Below are 19986 nucleotides of genomic sequence, written 5' to 3' on the forward strand. Positions count from 1 at the left end.
GATTACAATGAGATACGGAGCACTTGAAGCTGGCGGAACAAAGATGATTGTAGCAATTGGGGATGAGAATGGAAAGATCTTGGAGAGAGCGTCTTTTCCTACGCTCACACCTGCAGAGACAATGCCTAAGATGATTGATTTCTTCAAAGATAAAGAAATCGTTAGTCTTGGAATTGCCTGCTTTGGACCTATTGATCTGAACAAAGAGTCAAAGACATACGGATATATTACATCAACACCAAAGCTTGATTGGAAAAACTATGACATCGTCGGGGAATTCAAACGAGCCCTTAATGTTCCTGTTGGATTTGATACAGACGTTAACGGTTCGCTTCTTGGTGAGATTACATGGGGATGTGCTCAAAACAAGACAGATGCTATCTATCTTACTATTGGAACCGGCATTGGCGGAGGAGTTATGACTAATGGCAAGCTCCTTCATGGCATGCTTCATCCCGAGATGGGACACATAAAGCTGGCTCTTGAAGAGGGTGATTCATACAAAGGAAAATGCCCATATCATGGCACTTGTTTTGAAGGCTTGGCAGCAGGCCCTGCAATAGAAGAACGCTGGGGTAAAAAAGCTGTTGAACTTGCTGATAATAAAGAGGTATGGGAGCTTGAAAGTGCCTATATTGCACAGGCTCTCAGTTCTTATATACTTACGCTCAGTCCTCAGATAATTATTCTTGGCGGCGGGGTAATGCACCAGATGCAGCTTTTTCCACTTATAAGGAAAAAAGTCATTGAACAACTCAATGGTTATATCAATACTGATGAGATCAAGAACATTGACGAATATATTGTTCCTGCAAGTCTAAACGATGATCAGGGAATAATGGGAGCTGTGAAGCTCGCTATAGATGCAGCTTAAATTAGTTGGTAATTTCATTTAATAAGTCATACTAAATATTTGTATCGAAACCGATTAAGGCAATTGTCACAAAAATTTTTTAATTTTGTATTTGGATAAAAAAAATGCAAAAAGCCCACCACTACTCGCTCTAATGCTATTTTCGGAGGATGTGCTATTTAATTATTTTTATTGAAATTTTGTATTAAATTTTAATAAGTAATTATGAAATAAAGTTAAAATTTATGATAAAATTATGTTGAAGGATAATCTTATCCTTCGGAAAAGACTTCAATTGTTGGACATAAATGGAAAGAGAGAAAGGAGCGACTTGCTTATGAGTAACAGCCAGCTGCAATACTCTCCGTTCAAACCAAACTTGAAGACAGCCGAAGTATTTGCGTGGGGCGATCCGGAGTATAATCTTTTTGACCAGCTGAACGAAAAGTACGAAAAGACACACCCTGAGTATTCAACATTATCTTCGTACGAAAAGATGGTTATCAGAGAGCAGATTCATCATGAAGCTATTGGCCTGACACCATTGAATCTTATTAAGAGTTTCATCGAAGATCCGCAGTTCGATGAATTTAGAATTGTATGACTTATTAAATGATTTTACCGTACTCATCTAATCCCAGAACTAGCAAATAGTTCTGGGATAATTTTTTATATCATAGGAAATTGCTTCCTATGATATAAAAAATCGCTCCGCTAAGGAAGCGCACTACTGTGTATGACATTTCACTAGGCTCGAAAAAACCTCGCCAAGTGATCTGCACATCGCGCGATTGGAAGATGTTGCATAAATGCAACCGCGCTCGGCGCGAGAATGTCGCAAGCGACATTCTTTTTTATGATTTCATTCACTATCATCATCCCTTCTTCTCATACTTAACCTTGGCGGCCTGAATCTGGGCGTTGACGTCAGACAGAAATTGATGATTTGTTGGATCTGAAATGAACATAAGGAAATCACTGGCTTCCTTGCTGGTGAGCTTTTGGATTCCGGTAAGATAAGACATGATTTCTTCCTGAGTTTTGCCCTCGCGGATAAAGCTCTCGACTTTATCGAAAAGAATCATAAACCTGCGGACTTTATTTTTAGTATTAATATGATGCAGTTCAATAATAATGGAAAGCAGAATGAACGAAGATGCCACAAAAAGAATCAGGCTCAGTATACCATACAGATAGATACCAACCCTCATATTAAGAATAGTAGAACATAAAGATGATAACACCAGAATAGAAAGAGATGTTATCAAGATGACCAGCCTGGTATAATTACGGAACTTGTCATCTAAATCCATGAGCTTTACAGCGAGCCCAAAAACTATATAAAACACCGCTGCAAAAGCCATCCCCAGATAACACAACTGAAGCATATGTTTATCCCCCTTTATTTAATTGTAACAATCATAAATGAATATTGCAATTTTTTAAGTGAATCTCAGGAATCTATTGACTTTTACACTACAATGCTTTAACCTTTAAAAGTAAATACGAGATTGTATACATATATACATTGTGTTTACATTCTTATGAAGGAGGAAAAATATTATGAAGAAGTTCACTAAGGCATTTAGCGTATTCATGGCGTCAGCGATCCTTGCTACATCACTTGTTGGATGTGGTGATGCTCAGAGCACAGGTGCTACAGAGACAGCAGAAGGCGAAGCACAGTCAGAAGGCAGTGCATCAGGTGCTACATTCAAGATTGGTGCTATCGGACCTCTTACAGGTGGCGCAGCAGCTTATGGTAACGCTGTATGTAACGCAGCAGAGCTTGCAGTTGCAGAGATCAATGCAGCAGGCGGAATCAATGGTTATCAGGTTGAGTACAGCAAAGAAGATGATGAGCTCAACGCTGAGAAGTCAGTAAATGCTTATAACACTCTTAAGGACTGGGGCATGCAGATCCTTGTGGGTTCAACAACAAGTGCCTGTTCAATCGCAGTTTCAGAGTACACAAAGGCTGACAACATGTTCCAGCTTACACCTTCAGGATCAGCTGAGGATTGCGTAAAATATGACAACGTATTCCGTGTATGCTTCTCAGATCCTAACCAGGGTATTGCTTCTGCTCAATATATTTCAGATCACAACCTTGCTACAAAGGTTGGTATCATCTATGACAGTTCAGATGTTTATTCAAACGGAATTTATCAGAAGTTTGTTCAGGAGTCAGAGGGAAAGAGTTACGAAGTAGTTTCAGCTGAAGCTTTCACACAGGACAACAACACAGACTTCTCAGTACAGCTTCAGAAGGCAAAAGATGCAGGTGCAGACCTTGTATTCCTTCCTATCTACTACAAAGATGCATCACTTATCCTTACACAGGCAAACACAATGGGATATGCTCCAACATTCTTCGGTGTTGATGGTATGGATGGTATTCTTTCAGTTGAGAACTTTGACACAGCACTTGCTGAAGGCGTAATGCTTCTTACACCTTTCGCAGCAGATGCAACAGATGATCTTACAGTTAACTTTGTTAAGAACTACAAAGAAAAATATGGTGATACACCTAACCAGTTCGCAGCAGATGCTTATGATGCAGTATTCATCATCAAGCAGGCTCTTGAGGCTAAAAATGCAACTCCTGATATGAGCACATCTGATCTTTGTGAAGCTCTTAAGAGCGCTATGACAGAGATTGAAGCTTCAGGTCTTACATCAACAAAGATGACTTGGGATGCAAGCGGTGAACCTAACAAAGAGCCAAAGGCTGTAGTTATCAAGGATGGTGCATACGTTTCTGCCAGCTAAAACGGACGATATCCTCAGATGTACAATCATTTTGTTGCCGCTTTCGTTTTATTAAAAACTTAGCGGTACTAAGATACAAAAAACAGTATCTAAGTACCGACGTTTTTAAAAACAACAAAAGTGCTTGTACATACATTCGGATATCTGGTTATAGAGATGAAGAAAAGTATGACCGTTAATAACTAATTTTTAATAATAAATGCAAGCGAGGGCGCTTAGAAATAAATGCCCTCGTTTTCTGTTACTGTGTTATCATTATATTGATGCAAGAATTAAATCATTATTTAATATAAAAATGAGCTTATTTTCCCATCAAATATTAGAGAAATCCGCATTTCTTGCGTTTTTCTGATCATGAAAAAGATATCAATAATTTGGAGGAGACTATGAGTTTTTTGACATATCTCATAAATGGTCTGAGTCTTGGCAGTATCTATGCCATAATAGCCCTTGGATATACGATGGTTTACGGAATTGCCAAGATGCTTAATTTCGCGCATGGTGATTTCATAATGGTGGGCTGCTACATTATTTTCTCAGTAAGCGCAGCACTTTCAGGCAATCCTGTTATAGGAATCCTTATTGCAATCGTGCTTTGCACACTTTTGGGAATTACAACTGAGTTCGTGGCATACAGACCACTTCGAGGTGCAGCATCTCCTTTGGCAGTTCTTATCACTGCAATTGGTGTCAGCTACCTTTTGGAAAACATAGCACTTTTAATATTTGGAGCTGACATTAAATCTTTCACTTCCGTAGTCAAATGGGAAGGAATCACACTTTTTGATGGACAACTTAAGATACAGGGAGTAACGATCGTTACAATTGTTGTGAGTATCGTTATTCTCATCGGTTTACAGCTTTTTATAAATAAGACAAAACAGGGACAGGCTATGCTGGCAGCATCTGAGGATAAGGGAGCTGCGGCTCTTATGGGCATTAACGTAAACAGAACCATCATGCTTACATTTGCCATTGGCTCAGCTCTTGCAGCTATCGCCGGTGCACTTTTATGCTCAGCATATCCTTCACTTTCACCATATACAGGCGCTATGCCAGGTATCAAAGCTTTCGTGGCAGCAGTTCTTGGGGGAATCGGTTCAATTCCAGGAGCCATGATCGGAGGACTTGTTCTCGGTATCGTTGAGATACTGAGTAAGACATATATTTCATCACAGCTTTCAGATGCAATCGTGTTCGGGATTCTTGTTATCGTACTTCTTGTTAAACCAACCGGCATTTTAGGAAAAAAATACTTGGAAAAAGTTTAATCTTAGCGATCATCCTTAACGAAAGGGTATATATAAATGAGCAAAACAAAACGTGACAATCTCATCACATATGGAATAGTTATTCTTGCCTTCATAATATTTCAGGTGTTATCGGCAACAGGCAACCTGTCAAGCCACATGAAAGGCCTTTTGGTTCCAATGACATATTATGCGGTTATCGCTGTGGCACTTAACCTCTGCGTCGGAATACTTGGAGAGCTCAGTATCGGACACTGCGGATTTATGTGCATCGGAGCATTTACCAGCGCATTCTTTTCAAAAGTGACTGAGGAAGTGCTTCCAACCGCACCAAGATTCATTATTGCTTTTATCATAGGCATCGCTTTTGCAGCCCTCTTTGGATTCCTCATTGGTATTCCTGTTCTGAGACTTAAGGGCGACTACCTTGCAATCGTTACTCTTGCCTTTGGCGAGATCATAAAAAATGTCATCAATGCTTTTTATATTGGAGTAGATAGCCATGGACTTCACTTCTCTATGAAAAACGCCATGGAACTCAATATGGAAGAGGATGGACAGGTTATTGTAAACGGTGCTATGGGAATCACAGGAACACCACATGATTCCAATTTTGCCATCGGAATCGCAGTCCTTCTTATCTCACTTTTTGTCGTTCTCAACCTGATCAATTCAAGAGACGGCAGAGCTATCATGGCAGTCAGAGATAACTATATAGCTGCAGAGGCGTCAGGTATCAACGTAACAAGATACAAGATGATGGCATTTACAATTTCAGCAGCAATTGCCGGCGCTGCAGGAGTTATTTTCTCGCATAACATCACAACTCTTACAGCTTCATCCCAGTACTTTGGATATAACGCATCGATCATGATCCTGGTTTACGTGGTTCTTGGCGGCATCGGAAACATCAGAGGAAGCGTTATTGCGGCATGTATCCTTTATCTTCTTCCGGAGCTTCTACGAAGCCTTAACACCTACAGAATGCTGATCTATTCAATCGTACTCATCGTTATGATGATCGTGAACTGGTCACCTAAGGTAATCGAGTGGAGAAAAAGAACTTTTGGCAATATATTAAAGAAGAGCGGAAAGGAGATGGCATAATGGCTTTACTTGAAGTTAATAACTTAAGCATCTCTTTTGGCGGACTTCGTGCAGTTGGAGATTTTAATCTCAAGATAGAAAAAGGCGAGCTCTACGGCCTTATCGGACCAAACGGTGCCGGAAAAACAACAGTTTTCAACCTTCTTACAGGCGTTTATAAGCCAGATGAAGGAATCATAAAGCTTGATGGACAGGACATTACAAGGAAGAACACAATCGAGATCAATCACGCAGGAATAGCAAGAACCTTCCAGAACATCAGACTTTTCAAGCAGCTTTCAGTTATAGATAACGTTAAGGTTGGCCTTTCCGAGCGCATTAAATATAGCCTGTTTGAGAGTATTTTCCATATTGGCAGCTACAGGGCAAAAGAAAAAGAGATGGAAGAGGAAGCTCTTCGCCTTCTTAAGGTCTTTGACCTTGATGGGGAAAAAGATATTTTGGCTTCTAATCTTCCTTATGGTAAGCAGAGAAAGCTTGAAATTGCCAGAGCTATGGCGACAAATCCTAAGCTTCTTTTACTTGACGAGCCGGCAGCAGGCATGAATCCTAATGAGACAAAAGAACTTATGGATACAATTGCTCTTGTAAGAAGAGAGTTTGATATGACTATCCTGCTCATTGAGCATGACATGAAGCTGGTTTCAGGAATATGTGAGAAGCTTACAGTACTCAACTTTGGTCGTGTCCTGTGTCAGGGTGAAACCAAAGAAGTTCTGGCTGATCCTGAAGTAATTAAAGCGTATTTGGGCTGAGAGAACCTGACGAGGTATTTTCGAGTCTGGTTCGAACGTGTTCTGGCGAACGATAGTGAGAGCAGAACTTCTTTATATCATAGGAAATTGCTTCCTATGATATAAAAGATCGCTCCGCTAAGGATGCGCACTCGCGTGATTGGAAGATGTTGCATAAATGCAACCGCGCTCGGCGCGAGAATGTCGCAAGCGACATTCTTTTTTATGAAAAAACTCAAGGAGTAATTTATCCAATGGCAAATTTACTTGAAGTAAACAATTTAAGTGTATATTACGGTGTTATACAGGCTCTTAAGGGAATATCTTTCCACGTTGATCAGGGCGAAATCGTGGCACTTATCGGTGCAAACGGAGCCGGAAAGACTACAACACTTCACACCTTGTCAGGCCTTATTAAGGCCGACAGTGGAAGTATCCGGTATAAGGGAAAAGAACTTACAAAGATTCCAAATCACAAGATAGTCAGTCTTGGAATGGCACAGGTCCCAGAGGGAAGACGAGTATTTGCAGAGATGACTGTCCTGCAGAATCTTAAGATGGGAGCATACACCAGAAATGATAAGGCAGAGTTTGAGAGCACTTTGGAGATGATCTATAAGCGATTCCCGAGACTTGAGGAGAGAAAGAATCAGCTTTCCGGAACTCTTTCAGGCGGTGAGCAGCAGATGCTTGCCATGGGTCGAGCATTAATGTCACATCCGGATATTATCCTTATGGATGAGCCATCCATGGGACTTTCACCTATCTTTGTAAATGAGATTTTTAACATCATTGAGGACGTAAACAAAGACGGAGTGACAGTTCTTTTGGTTGAGCAGAACGCTAAAAAGGCACTTTCCATTGCAAACAGAGCCTATGTCCTTGAGACCGGCAGTATCGTGAAGGAAGGACGAGGCATTGATCTTTTAAATGATGAAGAAATTAAAAAGGCGTACTTAGGCTGAGCTGCATTTACCTAGCGAAGTGTTTTTGAGCTTGGTAAATGCGCGTTAAACTGAGTGCAGCGAAGTTTAACTTCCATATAATTGTGTGTAGCGAAGTTTAACTTCCATATAATTGTGTGTAGCGAAGTTTAACTTCCATATAATTGTGTGTAGCGAAGTTTAACTTCCATATAATTGTGTGAAACGAAGTTTAACTTACTTGGAGGTATATATGAAAAAAAACATCGTCATAACAATAGCCCGTCAGTATGGAAGTGGTGGACGTACAGTTGGAGAAATGCTGGCCAATGATCTGGGCATTCACTATTATGATAAAGAGCTGAGTAAGGTTGCATCGGAAGATAGCGGCGTAAGTGAAGGACTTTTTCTGGAGGTTGATGAGAGGCGCAGGAAAAGGGGATTTTTGCGCACTCCGGTAAACGTATATAAGGGGGAAGTTATAGGCCCTGACAGTAAGGACTTTACTTCTGAAGATAATCTATTTAATCTTCAGGCTGCATCCATAAAGAAACTGGCAGAAAATACAAGCTGTGTTATAATTGGACGTGCGGCTAATTTTGTTTTAAAAGATTATGAAAATGTGCTAAGCGTATTTGTCCATGCGCCCCATGATTTCCTTATGGAGCAGGCGGGTAAGGTTCAGCCTCTTACAGGAAAAGAACTGGAGAAATACATAGCAACAGAGGATAAATACCGCGCCGAGTACTACCATCACCACACAGGGCAGAACTGGACCGACGCCATGAACTACGACCTGTGTCTTGACAGTAGCAAACTTGGATTTGAAGGAACTGTTAGAGCCATCAAGGCCCAACTTAAAGTACGTTTTGGCGAGGATATTTTTGAATGAAAAAGTTTTTTGCAAACAAAAAATACTTAATTATTGGAGTACTAGCTCTCGAGCTAGTACTTCTTGTGGTTAATGCCCTAAGATTTTACAGGCACGAAGAAATTTCTTTTATCAGCGATGATATGATACTGTCATATTATGATGAGGCATCGGGAACAACAGTAACTGAGCCCGGTTTCTACGCTGATCACTCCAGTAAGCCAGAGAGCGTAGTTTATACGCCGGATGTCTTTTTGAAAAAGGGAATCTATTCAGTAACAATAGACTGTTCAAGTAACGGAGGCACATGGCATACCAATTACAGCACACTTTTGGCTTCGGGAGATCCCACAACTGCCCAGTCTGCGAATCTTGTAAGCAGCGATCATGCAGCAATTCCATCGGGAGATACTTCTACAAGCAATCTTTCCTGGGTTCATTATGGTACAAACTTCACAGTGAGAATGGGACCTGAGACGGATGCTACAGGCGATGACCTTTATGTCCTTGTAAACAGTGTGACCATTACTTACATGGCTGGTATGACTGTACTTCACGAGACTGCGAAGTTCTTCTTCATTTTGCTTCTCATTGATTTAGTTCTTTTCCTTTATCTGTTCAAAAAGAAAGAAACAGCAGAATATTTGAATAAAAAAGCATATGTTATCGCTGGAATGATATTCATCATCTTCTTTTCAAGTTTTATGCTGTTTTACAGAAAAATATATTTCGGAGACGACATTTTTTACCATCTCAGAAGAATCGCATTTTTGGCTGAGGGCTTAAAGAGCGGTCAGTTCCCGGTTAAGATCCAGAGCGGCTGGGACAATGACTACGGATACGCAGTTGGTGTTGGTTACGGCGATGTATTTCTATACCCTTCAGCTATTTTGGTACTCCTTGGATTTAGCGTTCAGTTTGCATATAAGTTCTACATTTTCCTTATGAATGTGTTGACTGCATGGATTTCTTATCATACCGGCAAACGCGTTTCTCAAAACGACTACATTGCACTTTTATGCGCCGGATTCTTTACCCTCAACGGATTCAGACTCCAGGCAGTTTACACAGGTGCAACGGTTGGAGAGTATGGTGCTTACACCTTCCTTCCAATGGTTGTATTAGGGCTTTATGATATATATACAAGGGAAAAGAAATACGGCTATATCACACTCGCATTTGGAATTGCTCTTGTGGTTTCAAATCATGTAATTACGCCTTATATCCTTGCGTTTACAATACCTCTTTTCTGCCTTCTTATGATAGAAAAGACTATAAAGAAACCGGTTCTTTTGGATCTTTTTAAGGCATGTGGACTTACGTTCCTTACAAGCGCATTTTTTGTTGTACCTCTTCTTGATTACTTTGAGGATATGAGAGGAAATGATTACAGCGACATTCTGTGGGAACGTGGCCATGAAATGGTAACTATTTTTACTGAAGTTGCAGATAAGTCCAAAGACTCAGGCGGTTGGGCAGGAATAGGTTACGGATTTATTGCCATAATGGCTCTGGGAATCGCCATAGCTATTTCCGGAAAGTTTAAGGAAAAGACATCTGTATATATCAGAGTTGTGCTGTTTAACGCATTTCTTTTCTATATGTGTCTTAACAACAAGGTATACTTTATCTTTAAGGATAGACTGCCAGGCGTTTTCGAGCACTTTGCGGAGATTCAGTATCCATGGCATATCCTTGATATAGTGGCTGCAATAACAATCTTTATTCTTGCAGCAAGTTTAAAAGAGATCACAAAAGAGGAAGCCGGAAAGAGCGTAGCGCTGATCACAGGTGCAATAATCCTTATGACCTGCATCTATCATGGGGGCGAGCTTTATAAGGAAACTTCACTTGAAGCTAATCCTTTTACAATGTTTGATAAGACTTCACTTAGAGCGAATTTCGATGCAGAATTCATTATTCCGGGAAGAGATGAAGGTCTTACTTCGTCGGAAACAGACATGGTAATAAGAGATGAGAATACTCAGGCTACAGCGTCACTTATTTCCAGACATGCTCTTAATCTGACAGCCCAGGTAGATAACCCGACAGGTGAGACAGTTACTGTTGAAGCACCTCTGTGGGGATACAGATACTATGCAGCTAAGGGCAACGGCCGGAAACTTGCGACTTATAGAGCAGACAGCTTTAAGCTTGCAATTGATGTTCCAGCCGGATTTAGCGGAACTATCACAATCAAGTTCACAGAGCCATGGCACTGGAGACTTGCTGAACTTGCATCCCTTGCAGCATTTATTTTCTGGGGATACAAGATGTTTAAGTATAAGCATGCCTAACATATAAACTGATGATAAGGATACTATTATATGTCACAGAATAAATTTATCTTGATAGACGGAAGTTCAATGCTTGTTACCAATTATTATGGTAACCTTCCAAAAGCTCTTTTATTTGAAAAAGACCCTGAGAAAAAGGAAAAGCTCTTTTCCCAGATAATGCACAACGATGAGGGGCAGTACACAAACGCTATGTATGGTATGTTGCGTACTATTCTTAAGATCATAGATGAGCAGAAGCCTACTCATATGATGTTTGCTTTTGATATGACAAGGGATACTTTCAGGAGAGAAAAATACGCTGATTATAAGGGAAACCGTGGCGAGACTCCCGAGCCTTTAAAGGAGCAGTTTGAAAACATGGAAAAGCTCCTTGAGGATATGGGCTTTCAGGTCATGTACGACATGAAGTATGAGGCCGATGACATTGTGGGCAGTGTTGTTTCAAAGTTTGAGAAAGAGATCCCGTCCTACATAATCACTAAGGATCACGATTATCTTCAGCTTGTAAGTGATTATACAAGAGTCTGGCTGATCCAGACCAAGCAGGAAACTGCTGATGAACTACAGGCCAAATATAGTACAGAGTATGGCTGGAACAGCAAGATGGTGAAAATTCCGGATAAGGCTTTTGAAGTCACACCACCGCTGTGCCTTTCTGAGTACGGGGTGAAGCCTTGCCAGATTCCTGATCTTAAGGGAATTCAGGGAGATAGCAGCGATAACATCCCGGGAGTTAAGGGAGTTAGCAGCGCTGCAATGCCACTACTTGCAGAATATGGCACTGTTGAGGGAATATATGAGGCAATTGATTCCTGCGACGGTGATGCTAAAAAACTAAAAGAACTTGCCGCGTACTGGAAAGAAAAACTGGGTATTTCAAGGAGCCCCATGAAGGCTCTTAATGAATACAGAGATATGGCATTCTTGTCAAAAGACCTTGCTATGATCAGAAGAGATTATGATTTCCAAAAAGAGCTTGATGATTTTAAGATAAACATCAATGTAGATAAAGCCAAAGAACAGTTTGAAAAATATGGATTTAAGTCACTTATGGAAAAGATCAATGCGTAATTATTACCACACTATATTATTAAATTTACATAGAATAATCTTTTATGTTATAAAAACAAGGCTTTGGCTTCTTAATATCGATGGACATACTGACGAAGAGAGATATGCTCTTGCCAATGAGATGGTCACCAAGATGAACAGTTCCTCAGGTTATAGCACGGAAGCTTTTGGTACCGAAAATCTCCCCAAAGAGGGCGGATATATGTTATATCCCAACCATCAGGGGAAATACGATGTATTGGGGATTTTCATAACACATAAAAAACCATGTTCCTTTGTTATGGATGAAAAGAGATCCCATATCATTTTGGTTTCTGAGTTTTTAGGACTTGTTAAGGGAAAAAGGCTTGTCTTAAATGATCCTAGACAGACCATAAGAGTTTTTCATGAAATGGCAGCCGAACTGAAAAGCGGAAGGAAGTTTATTCTTTTTCCTGAAGGCGGATACAAGGAAAACAATGGAAACATAGTTGAGAAGTTTAAGGCAGGAAGCTTTAAAGTTGCTCAAATGGCGAAGGTACCTATAGTGCCCGTTGCCCTTGTTGATTCCTATAAAGTCTACAACTCTGATTCACACTATGGACCTACACAGACCTACGTGTACTATTTGAACCCGATAAATTATTATGAGTACAAAGATCTTAAGACTGTGGAGATAGCAAAACTGGTAGAAGAACGTATCAAGGCCAAAATCAGAGAACATTTTGAAAAGATATCGGAGTGAAAAGATTTATCACATAACAGTCATAACTGCCTTTACTATAAAGGAATCGTTGTCTTGGATAAAGCTGGCAACTCCACAATATTTTTCAGCTACGTTTTTTATTTGAGCAGTTCCAATTCCACTTGGGACTGCTCTTGTGCTTATAGGCAATCCGCTTTCATCAAATTTTGTGTCTATTATGCAAGGATTCTTGCACAGGAGTTTGAGTTTTCTTCCATCGTAAGTCAGCTCAAACTGTATACTTCTTTTGCTTGGGTCAGGGATTCTCTCCTGAGCCTCCAGGGCATTTTCCAAAGTATTTGCTACAAGACTTGTGAGATCTGTGGATTCCACAGGAAGCCTTTCAGGCACAATAGCTTTTGCACGAAGCTTAAAACCGAGTTTCTGGCATCTTGCACCATAAATTGTCAAAAATTCATTAACAATCTGATTGTCGCAATATGACACCACGGAAACTAATTCTAACTTGGAATCAAAGTCTTTCAGATAGGAAAGAGCATCCTGGTACTTGCCGTCGCTTATAAGACCAGCCAGAACTCTGTTGTAGTGCCTGATATCATGTTTATATTTTCTGATTATAAGCTCATTGCTTTCGTAAATAGAGAGCTGCTCCTTTAATCTTTTGCTACGTGCATTCTGGTAATACGAAATTTCTTTATCGGAAGCTTTTTTATGCATCTGAAACATGGTAAGCTCATATTCCATAACTGCGGCAGCAGCCATGACTACGACATAGATTATCGAGAACCAGTCAATCATATTTTTTCCATAGGGCTGAAGGTACAAAATAAGAGGAGTTTTGAATAACAGCAGGCTTAACACTAAACCGCTCAAAGAACTTATGGTTCCAAAGAAGACACCTGCAAGGTAGTCGGTAATGAACGGCATGATGAGAATAAAAAGCCAGAAAGCGTCCATTCCAATGTTCCAGTCAGTCTCCATGATAAGATGGATAAAAAGAAGTATAGAGAGCATGTAAGAGCCAACTATCGTAATGATGATATGTCGCTGTGTTTTGTACAAGACAATACCAAGTCCAAGAAAAAGAAATGCAATACTAATGTTTGTAACAAGACCGTGCTTGTATTGAGCCAAAGCAGCCGGAATTGAGGCAATGATGCTGTATAAGATAAAGCCGGCAAGAAGAATGATGGTCGTCTTTGTTTTTTCTTTTCTCTGAATAGGATCTGATTCGAATTCAATAAGTTCTTTAAGACTATACTTAGGTCTAATAAAGTTGATGTTTCGCATGATGTCTCTCCTAAACACATTAAGTAATGCTCAAAATACCTTAATTATATTGTATAATAATATCATCAGAATTTTAATAAAAAGTGTTCAGGAGAAATGCATGAATAAGATATTTGCTGTTTTTGCAACTGTTGTTTTTATAGCAGGGGTTGTGTTCTTTACATTTGCAGAGCTTAACAAGGACAATACGGAAGAACCTGAGACATACGCATGGATGAAGGTTTTCTCGATAATAATTATTATTCTTGGCGTAGTTCTCGCAATTGCATGCAGAAATAATTGGTAGTATACTATTTTGTGATACAATTCATTTTCTGATAAGGGGAGGAAAATAAAGATGGCAGCTAGTAAAGTAAACACAAAAATCGAGCTTCAGTTTGGCGATAAGGCAGTTACAGAGGATCAGCTCGTTGCTGCAGCCAAGAAAGCATATGGCAAAAAAGACATCAAGTCTCTTGATATCTATGTTAAGCCGGAAGAGGGCAGAGCTTATTACGTGGTAAATGGCGACGTAAACGGAAGCTTTGAACTTTAATTTTGTTCACTTGAGTTTGTAAATCAGGAACAGGTGGAAGAGATTATTCTCCCACCTGTTTTTCTCTGTATAATGATAGCGAACATAGTAATTTTAACTACAACTGATACGAGGAATATTGGACATGGAAATTATAATAGACAAGCTAAAAGAAAACAGAAAAGTCATTTTATACAGTTTTTTTCTGACTCTCCTTTTCTTTGGGATTAATTACAAAATCGAATACGCTACCGATACCTATTATAATTTCATACAAATGGGAGCCTGGAAAGCGTGTCTTGAGAACGGAAGGCCGTTTCTTGCATTGTGCTTTTATGTTTTGGAGGCAATGCCGATTTCCGTAGGCATGATTTATCATATAATGCAGGTTCTTGGAATTATCTTTCTTACAGCGGGAACCACAGTTCTGGCAATTGTTTACGAACGTCATCTTGAGAAAGAAATTGAAAGTACAATTTTGGCGTTTTTAACCATCTCGAATCCTTTAATAATTGAATATTTCCTGTTTGAAGAAAAAGGTATCTTCATGATGGCAATATTCCTTAATGTTTTAGCGGCTTACATAACCATAAATAGTTGGGAAAGAAAAAGTGAATCTATATCTATTAAGATTACGATTTCTGAAATGTTATTAACACTTACATGTATGCTGGTGGCTGTTCTTAGTTATCAGACAAGTGTTCAGGTATTTGTTGTCATATGCCTGCCATTTATATTGATATACAGTCAGGACATAACTGACTTCATAAAGAAAAATGTATATGTTGCGCTTATGTATGGGCTGTCCATGGGAGTTGCCTTTTTTGTTGCAAAATATATCCTTCATACAGAGCGCGCAAGTATGAGCTTTGAACTGGCTGAGGGAATTAAAAGAGGAATTGAAATTGTAAAAGAAGTTACATTTCAAAAATTCTATAACCTTCCCGAAGGAATATTTGCAATCTGGTGCATGATGCTCATTGTAATAAGTGCTATCGCAATAATCAGAACAAGAGCATCAAAGCTTATCTCGTTGATTTCGATTTGCTATATATGTGTCGGATGCATTTTTGCAAGCTTCTTTGTTTTTGTTTTAAACGGATCGGCCCTTCCTTCACCTAGAACAGCTTATACCTACGGTATGATTTTTGGGGTTGTCTTCTTTTACTCTATGTACTTACAAAAGGAATGTGGGAAAAATTATATTCCCATAATTTTTTCAATTATCATTCTTGCTTACGAATACCTTAATTTTAGCTCAGTTTTTGTAGACAGGTATCAGTGCAATGCGGTTGACAGATATTATGCACAGATCATTAGGGAACAGATAAAGGAATATGAGGATGAAACGGGGAATATTGTAGATACTATATGCTTTTACACAGATGCTGACAGAAAATGGTGGGATGAAGGCTACGGCGATACAGAGCTTATGACTAGAGCTCAATCAACAGGCTGGAGTGCGCTTAATTCCATAAATCTATACCTTGAAAGAGATTACAAAGAGGGGCAGCAGGATGAAGAGCTGGCAGAGTATTTTGCAGAGCATAACTGGGGGATGTATTCTGAAGAACAGGTAATATTTAAGGAAAATGAACTTCATTTATGCATATACTAATGAAATAATCCGAAACCACGAAAAAGCCGGGGATTGCGTAATCCTCGGCTTTATTAGTGTATTTATTTCTTATAAGCATTTACAACTTTTTTTACAGCAGCAATTACATCTGTAACATCTTCATCTGTCATCATAGGGTAAAGAGGTATACTCATAATTCCCTTGTACATTTCCTCTGCTACAGGGCAAAGACCTTTCTTGTAGCCTCTTTTCTCATAGAATGGGAAGTAGTAAACAGGAATATAGTGTACCTGAGGCTGAACATTCTCCGCTGCAAGTGCATCAAAAAACTGTCTTCTTGTGCAGGTGAGTTTATCGAGTTTAAGCTGAATGATGTATAAATGTCTTGTTGTATCGGATTCAGGAATCTCTTTCTGAATGAACAGTTCTGGGATATCTTTAAATGCTTCATTGTATTTATTAACAATCTCTCTTCTGCGAGCAGAGAACTTATCGAGCTTATTAAGCTGGCTGATAAGGAGAGCTGCCTGAAAATCAGTCATTCTATAGTTGAATCCAAGCTCCTGCATCTCGTATACCCAAGGCCCTTCGGGTTTTTCAACCATTTCAGCAGGATTTCTGACGATTCCATGCTGTGAAGCAAGGTGGAGTTTTCTGTAAAGTTCAGGGTCATTGGTTGTGATTGCTCCGCCTTCACCTGCTGTAACTGTTTTTACTGGGTGGAAGCTAAAACAGGTCATATCTGCAAGAGACCCAACAGGTTTTCCGTCATATTTTGTGCCTATTGCGTGAGCAGCATCTTCGATGAAAATAAGACCATGCTTATCGCAAATTTCCCTGATTCTCTTATGTTCAACAGCCTGACCTGTGAAATCTACTGCGACTATGGCTTTGGTCTTATCGGTTATATGAGCTTCAATGCTGTCAGGATCAATGTTGTAAGTTTCCGGATTGATGTCAGCAAAAACAGGAGTAGCACCGACATAAACTGCGCAATTTGCAGAGGCTGCAAAGGTAATAGGTGTAGTAATAACTTCATCGCCTTTTCCAAGACCAGCTGCGATGCAGGCACAGTGAAGAGCTGCTGTTCCATTGCATACAGATACAGCGTATTTTGCATCTGTTACTTCACAGATTTTTTGCTCGAGAGCTGTAACAGTTGGACCACATGTAAGGTAATCACCTGTGAGGACCTTTGAAACTGCTTCGACATCTTTTGCGTCAACCCACTGGCGGCCATAAAATATCTTTTCTTTTCTAACCGGCGTTCCACCATCTATTGCAAGTTTTTCCATATTTTTCTCCTAATAATTGAATATATAAATACTAAACCATTATATACTATTTGACTGAAATGAGTAAAAAAAATCGATTTATGAACTGTTGCACCGTCTGCTTTTTCCTCTATAATGTATATGATATTAAAAAGGGGCTAGGCCGATGCTGTTTAATTCTTTCATTTTTATCCTTGTTTTTTTGCCATTAACTCTAAGCGGATATTTTTTTATTAATCGTTACAGTAATAAAGCCGCACAAATATTGTTGTTTGTAATGTCGCTGGTTTTTTATGGGTATAACAATCCATCTTACGTATTTATAATTGTTGGCAGCATAATCGCAAATTATATTCTTGCGCGCTATATTGCTAAAGAAGAAAAAATCCGCTATAGAAGAGTACTGTTAATAGTAGGGCTTATATTTAATATAGCAATAATCGGATATTTTAAATATCTCTCATTTATTAAATGGAATGTAAACTACTTTTTTGGAACTGATTTTGTCATAAATTCTGTCGCTTTACCTCTTGGAATTAGCTTCTATACAATTCAGCAGATATCTTTTCTTGTAGATGCATATAATGATAGAAAAATGACGTACAGCCTAAGGGAATATGCGCTTTTCGTTACTTTTTTTCCACAGCTTGTAGCAGGACCCATAGTATATCATGACGAACTAATACCTCAATACAGGGACGAAAGCAAAAGAAAAATTAATTACGAAAACCTGTTAGCTGGAATTATATGGTTTATATTGGGACTGGCAAAAAAAGTTTTTATCGCAGATTGTCTGGGAAACGGAGTCAGCTGGGGACACGAAAACCTTGAAGCTCTGAGTGCTATTGATGCATGGATTCTTTCTTTTGCGTATACATTTCAGATATACTTTGATTTTAGTGGATACTCAGATATGGCATGCGGAATTGCCAAAATGTTTAATTTTAGTCTTCCACAGAACTTCAATTCACCGTACAAATCATTATCCATTGCAGATTTTTGGAAAAGATGGCATATGTCGCTTACTCGCTTTCTCACGAGGTATATATATATTCCGCTTGGTGGAAACAGGAAAGGCAATCTGAAGACCATATTTAACATCATGGTTGTATTTACTGTCAGTGGTATATGGCACGGAGCAAACTATACTTTTATTCTGTGGGGAATATTAAACGGAGTTCTATCAATCATCAATAGGTACACAGGCAGATTTGCGGAAAGAATTCCAAAGTTTATAAAATGGTCGGTGAATTTCCTGACCATAAATTTTTTGTGGCTTCTATTTGGAGCAAAGGGTTTAAAAGAATTTGCAGTAATGATTAAAAAGATGTTGAGTCTGAATACTCATGAGCTAGCCGTGAGCTCTGAGATGCTTAAGAGCTTCAACTCGTATATCAGACCTGATATTCTGATGGCGATGGCATTTGCTATTTGCATTTTTCTTCCCAATAATTATGTGAGGGAAAAAAGGATGACATACCCGGCAATAGTCGGAGCGGCAGCACTTTGGGTGCTATGTCTCCTGACTCTTAACAGAGTATCAATATTCCTTTACTTTAACTTTTGATATGGTGTGATATATGAAAAAGAAAATTGTTGTGTTTTTTACCAGTTTTATATTATTTGTTGCCGCTGCAATACTTTGCACGGTATATCTGGATCCATTTTTTCACTACCATAGTCCCTTAAATAATTATTACTACGTATTAGACAATGAACGATCGCAGAATATAGGAATTGCCGGAAAATTTGAATACGATTCTATTATAACGGGAACTTCGCTTACTGAGCATTATCGTAGCAGTGAATTTGACAGCATTTTTGGAACTGATTCAGTTAAGCTGCCTTTTGCTGGGGCAACTTTTTATGAGACTGCTGAACTTGTAAGAACATCATTTGAAACGGGACATAATCTGAAGATTGTATTCAGATCTCTTGATATGAATCATCTTACAGATGATAAGGAATGGGTTAGAAAAGATCTTGGAGTTTACCCACAGTATCTATACAATCACAATATTTTTGATGACTATCAGTACGTTTGTAATATAGATATTTTCAAGGATTATCTTATTCCTATGCTCAAAAAGAGATTTGTGGAAAAAATTCCTGGTGGACATACATCTTTTGATGATTATGTTTATGGAGAGTATGAGTCGGGAGATTTGATATCCGAAAGAGAACCGCTTCCGATTGCGGATGAGCAAAAAGAACTTAGTGAAGAAGAAATGACAAGCCTTAGAGAGAATGTTGAGTACAATATTATATCTTTGGCTAAAGATCATCCGGAAACTACATTCATTTATTTTATTCCGCCTTATGGGATAATTCTTTGGAGAGACTATGCGGTTAATGGTGATCTGCATAAAATGTTTGAAACGCTTAGGATTTCTGCCGAAATGATGCTCAAATGTGACAACATTAAACTATACAGCTTTGCGGATATGACCGAGTATACGACAGATATATCACTTTATCAGGATGAATTTCATTACAAAAACGAGCTGAACTCAGTGATATTGCAATCAATAAGCGAAAACAGGCAACTTCTCACCGTGGATAATTATGAAGAATATTTTGATATGTTGGAAGAATACTATACGGGATATGATTACGAAAAGCTGATAAAAGAGAACAAGTAATATATAATTGTAAGAGGGTAAAAGCGCTCCAAGAGAGCGGAAAAAAGATTTTTTGATATGAAGTTTTATAGCATATAGCTTGAAGGGAACGTGGATTTTAAATGAAAAACAAATGGATATT

The 19986-nt window shown here is 39.0% G+C and carries 19 protein-coding genes; 16 read left to right on the forward strand and 3 right to left on the reverse strand.

Annotation, left to right across the window (positions count from 1 at the left end; translation table 11 throughout):
- The first annotated feature begins 7 nt into the window (after positions 1–7).
- Together BM146_RS00325 and BM146_RS00330 are read left to right on the forward strand one after the other, a co-directional pair.
- Positions 8–874, forward strand: coding sequence for an ROK family protein (locus BM146_RS00325; protein ID WP_074882759.1), 867 nt, complete (start codon positions 8–10; stop codon positions 872–874).
- Positions 875–1190: 316 nt separating this feature from the next.
- A complete protein-coding gene (locus tag BM146_RS00330; protein WP_074882761.1) occupies positions 1191–1457 on the forward strand; it encodes a hypothetical protein in 267 nt (88 codons plus the stop codon).
- Between the two features lie 271 nt (positions 1458–1728).
- Here BM146_RS00330 and BM146_RS00335 read toward each other — a convergent pair whose 3' ends face one another.
- The gene (locus tag BM146_RS00335; protein WP_074882763.1) at positions 1729–2241 is read right to left on the reverse strand and encodes a hypothetical protein; all 513 of its coding nucleotides are present in this window, start codon (positions 2239–2241) and stop codon (positions 1729–1731) included.
- 175 nt (positions 2242–2416) lie between these two features.
- Here BM146_RS00335 and BM146_RS00340 point away from each other — a divergent pair, with 175 nt between their 5' ends.
- The 9 genes from BM146_RS00340 to BM146_RS00380 all read left to right on the forward strand — a co-directional run bounded on the left by BM146_RS00340 (position 2417) and on the right by BM146_RS00380 (position 12605).
- Positions 2417–3625 (forward strand): ABC transporter substrate-binding protein, encoded by a 1209-nt coding sequence (locus tag BM146_RS00340; RefSeq protein WP_074882766.1) that lies wholly within the window; start codon positions 2417–2419, stop codon positions 3623–3625.
- 386 nt (positions 3626–4011) lie between these two features.
- A complete protein-coding gene (locus BM146_RS00345) occupies positions 4012–4896 on the forward strand; it encodes a branched-chain amino acid ABC transporter permease (RefSeq protein WP_074882768.1) in 885 nt (294 codons plus the stop codon).
- Between the two features lie 36 nt (positions 4897–4932).
- Positions 4933–5982, forward strand: coding sequence for a branched-chain amino acid ABC transporter permease (locus BM146_RS00350; protein WP_074882770.1), 1050 nt, complete (start codon positions 4933–4935; stop codon positions 5980–5982).
- The gene (locus BM146_RS00355) at positions 5982–6737 is read left to right on the forward strand and encodes an ABC transporter ATP-binding protein (protein ID WP_074882772.1); all 756 of its coding nucleotides are present in this window, start codon (positions 5982–5984) and stop codon (positions 6735–6737) included. The genes BM146_RS00350 and BM146_RS00355 overlap by 1 nt, the downstream gene beginning before the upstream one ends.
- Before the next feature lie 233 nt (positions 6738–6970).
- Entirely contained in the window at positions 6971–7681 is a 711-nt protein-coding gene (locus BM146_RS00360; protein ID WP_074882774.1) for an ABC transporter ATP-binding protein, read from the forward strand.
- Between the two features lie 211 nt (positions 7682–7892).
- The gene (locus tag BM146_RS00365; RefSeq protein WP_074882776.1) at positions 7893–8531 is read left to right on the forward strand and encodes a cytidylate kinase-like family protein; all 639 of its coding nucleotides are present in this window, start codon (positions 7893–7895) and stop codon (positions 8529–8531) included.
- Positions 8528–10807 (forward strand): 6-pyruvoyl-tetrahydropterin synthase-related protein, encoded by a 2280-nt coding sequence (locus tag BM146_RS00370; RefSeq protein WP_074882777.1) that lies wholly within the window; start codon positions 8528–8530, stop codon positions 10805–10807. Before BM146_RS00365 ends, BM146_RS00370 begins: the two co-directional genes overlap by 4 nt.
- A 30-nt stretch (positions 10808–10837) precedes the next feature.
- The gene (locus tag BM146_RS00375) at positions 10838–11881 is read left to right on the forward strand and encodes a 5'-3' exonuclease (protein WP_074882779.1); all 1044 of its coding nucleotides are present in this window, start codon (positions 10838–10840) and stop codon (positions 11879–11881) included.
- A complete protein-coding gene (locus BM146_RS00380; protein WP_074882781.1) occupies positions 11874–12605 on the forward strand; it encodes a lysophospholipid acyltransferase family protein in 732 nt (243 codons plus the stop codon). Before BM146_RS00375 ends, BM146_RS00380 begins: the two co-directional genes overlap by 8 nt.
- Before the next feature lie 9 nt (positions 12606–12614).
- Here BM146_RS00380 and BM146_RS00385 read toward each other — a convergent pair whose 3' ends face one another.
- On the reverse strand, positions 12615–13856 hold the full coding sequence (locus BM146_RS00385) for a sensor histidine kinase (protein ID WP_074882783.1): 1242 nt from the start codon (positions 13854–13856) through the stop codon (positions 12615–12617).
- A 100-nt stretch (positions 13857–13956) separates the two neighbouring features.
- On the opposite strand from BM146_RS00385, the gene BM146_RS00390 reads away from it, so the two are divergent.
- The 3 genes from BM146_RS00390 to BM146_RS00400 all read left to right on the forward strand — a co-directional run bounded on the left by BM146_RS00390 (position 13957) and on the right by BM146_RS00400 (position 15988).
- On the forward strand, positions 13957–14142 hold the full coding sequence (locus BM146_RS00390) for a hypothetical protein (RefSeq protein WP_074882785.1): 186 nt from the start codon (positions 13957–13959) through the stop codon (positions 14140–14142).
- A 51-nt stretch (positions 14143–14193) separates the two neighbouring features.
- Positions 14194–14391 (forward strand): DUF6465 family protein, encoded by a 198-nt coding sequence (locus BM146_RS00395; RefSeq protein ID WP_074882787.1) that lies wholly within the window; start codon positions 14194–14196, stop codon positions 14389–14391.
- A gap of 124 nt (positions 14392–14515) precedes the next feature.
- Positions 14516–15988, forward strand: coding sequence for a glucosyltransferase domain-containing protein (locus tag BM146_RS00400; RefSeq protein WP_074882788.1), 1473 nt, complete (start codon positions 14516–14518; stop codon positions 15986–15988).
- Between the two features lie 62 nt (positions 15989–16050).
- Here BM146_RS00400 and pseC read toward each other — a convergent pair whose 3' ends face one another.
- Positions 16051–17244: a UDP-4-amino-4,6-dideoxy-N-acetyl-beta-L-altrosamine transaminase gene (pseC, locus tag BM146_RS00405; protein WP_074882791.1), complete on the reverse strand. Its 1194-nt coding sequence runs from the start codon at positions 17242–17244 to the stop codon at positions 16051–16053.
- 256 nt (positions 17245–17500) lie between these two features.
- Between pseC and BM146_RS00410 the strand changes: the two genes are divergently transcribed.
- Both BM146_RS00410 and BM146_RS00415 read left to right on the forward strand, forming a co-directional pair.
- Positions 17501–18790, forward strand: coding sequence for an MBOAT family O-acyltransferase (locus BM146_RS00410; RefSeq protein ID WP_242949309.1), 1290 nt, complete (start codon positions 17501–17503; stop codon positions 18788–18790).
- 13 nt (positions 18791–18803) lie between these two features.
- On the forward strand, positions 18804–19865 hold the full coding sequence (locus BM146_RS00415) for a hypothetical protein (RefSeq protein ID WP_074882795.1): 1062 nt from the start codon (positions 18804–18806) through the stop codon (positions 19863–19865).
- Positions 19866–19986: the final 121 nt, after the last annotated feature.

Source organism: Butyrivibrio proteoclasticus (assembly GCF_900115735.1).
Lineage (GTDB): Bacteria > Bacillota > Clostridia > Lachnospirales > Lachnospiraceae > Butyrivibrio > Butyrivibrio proteoclasticus_B.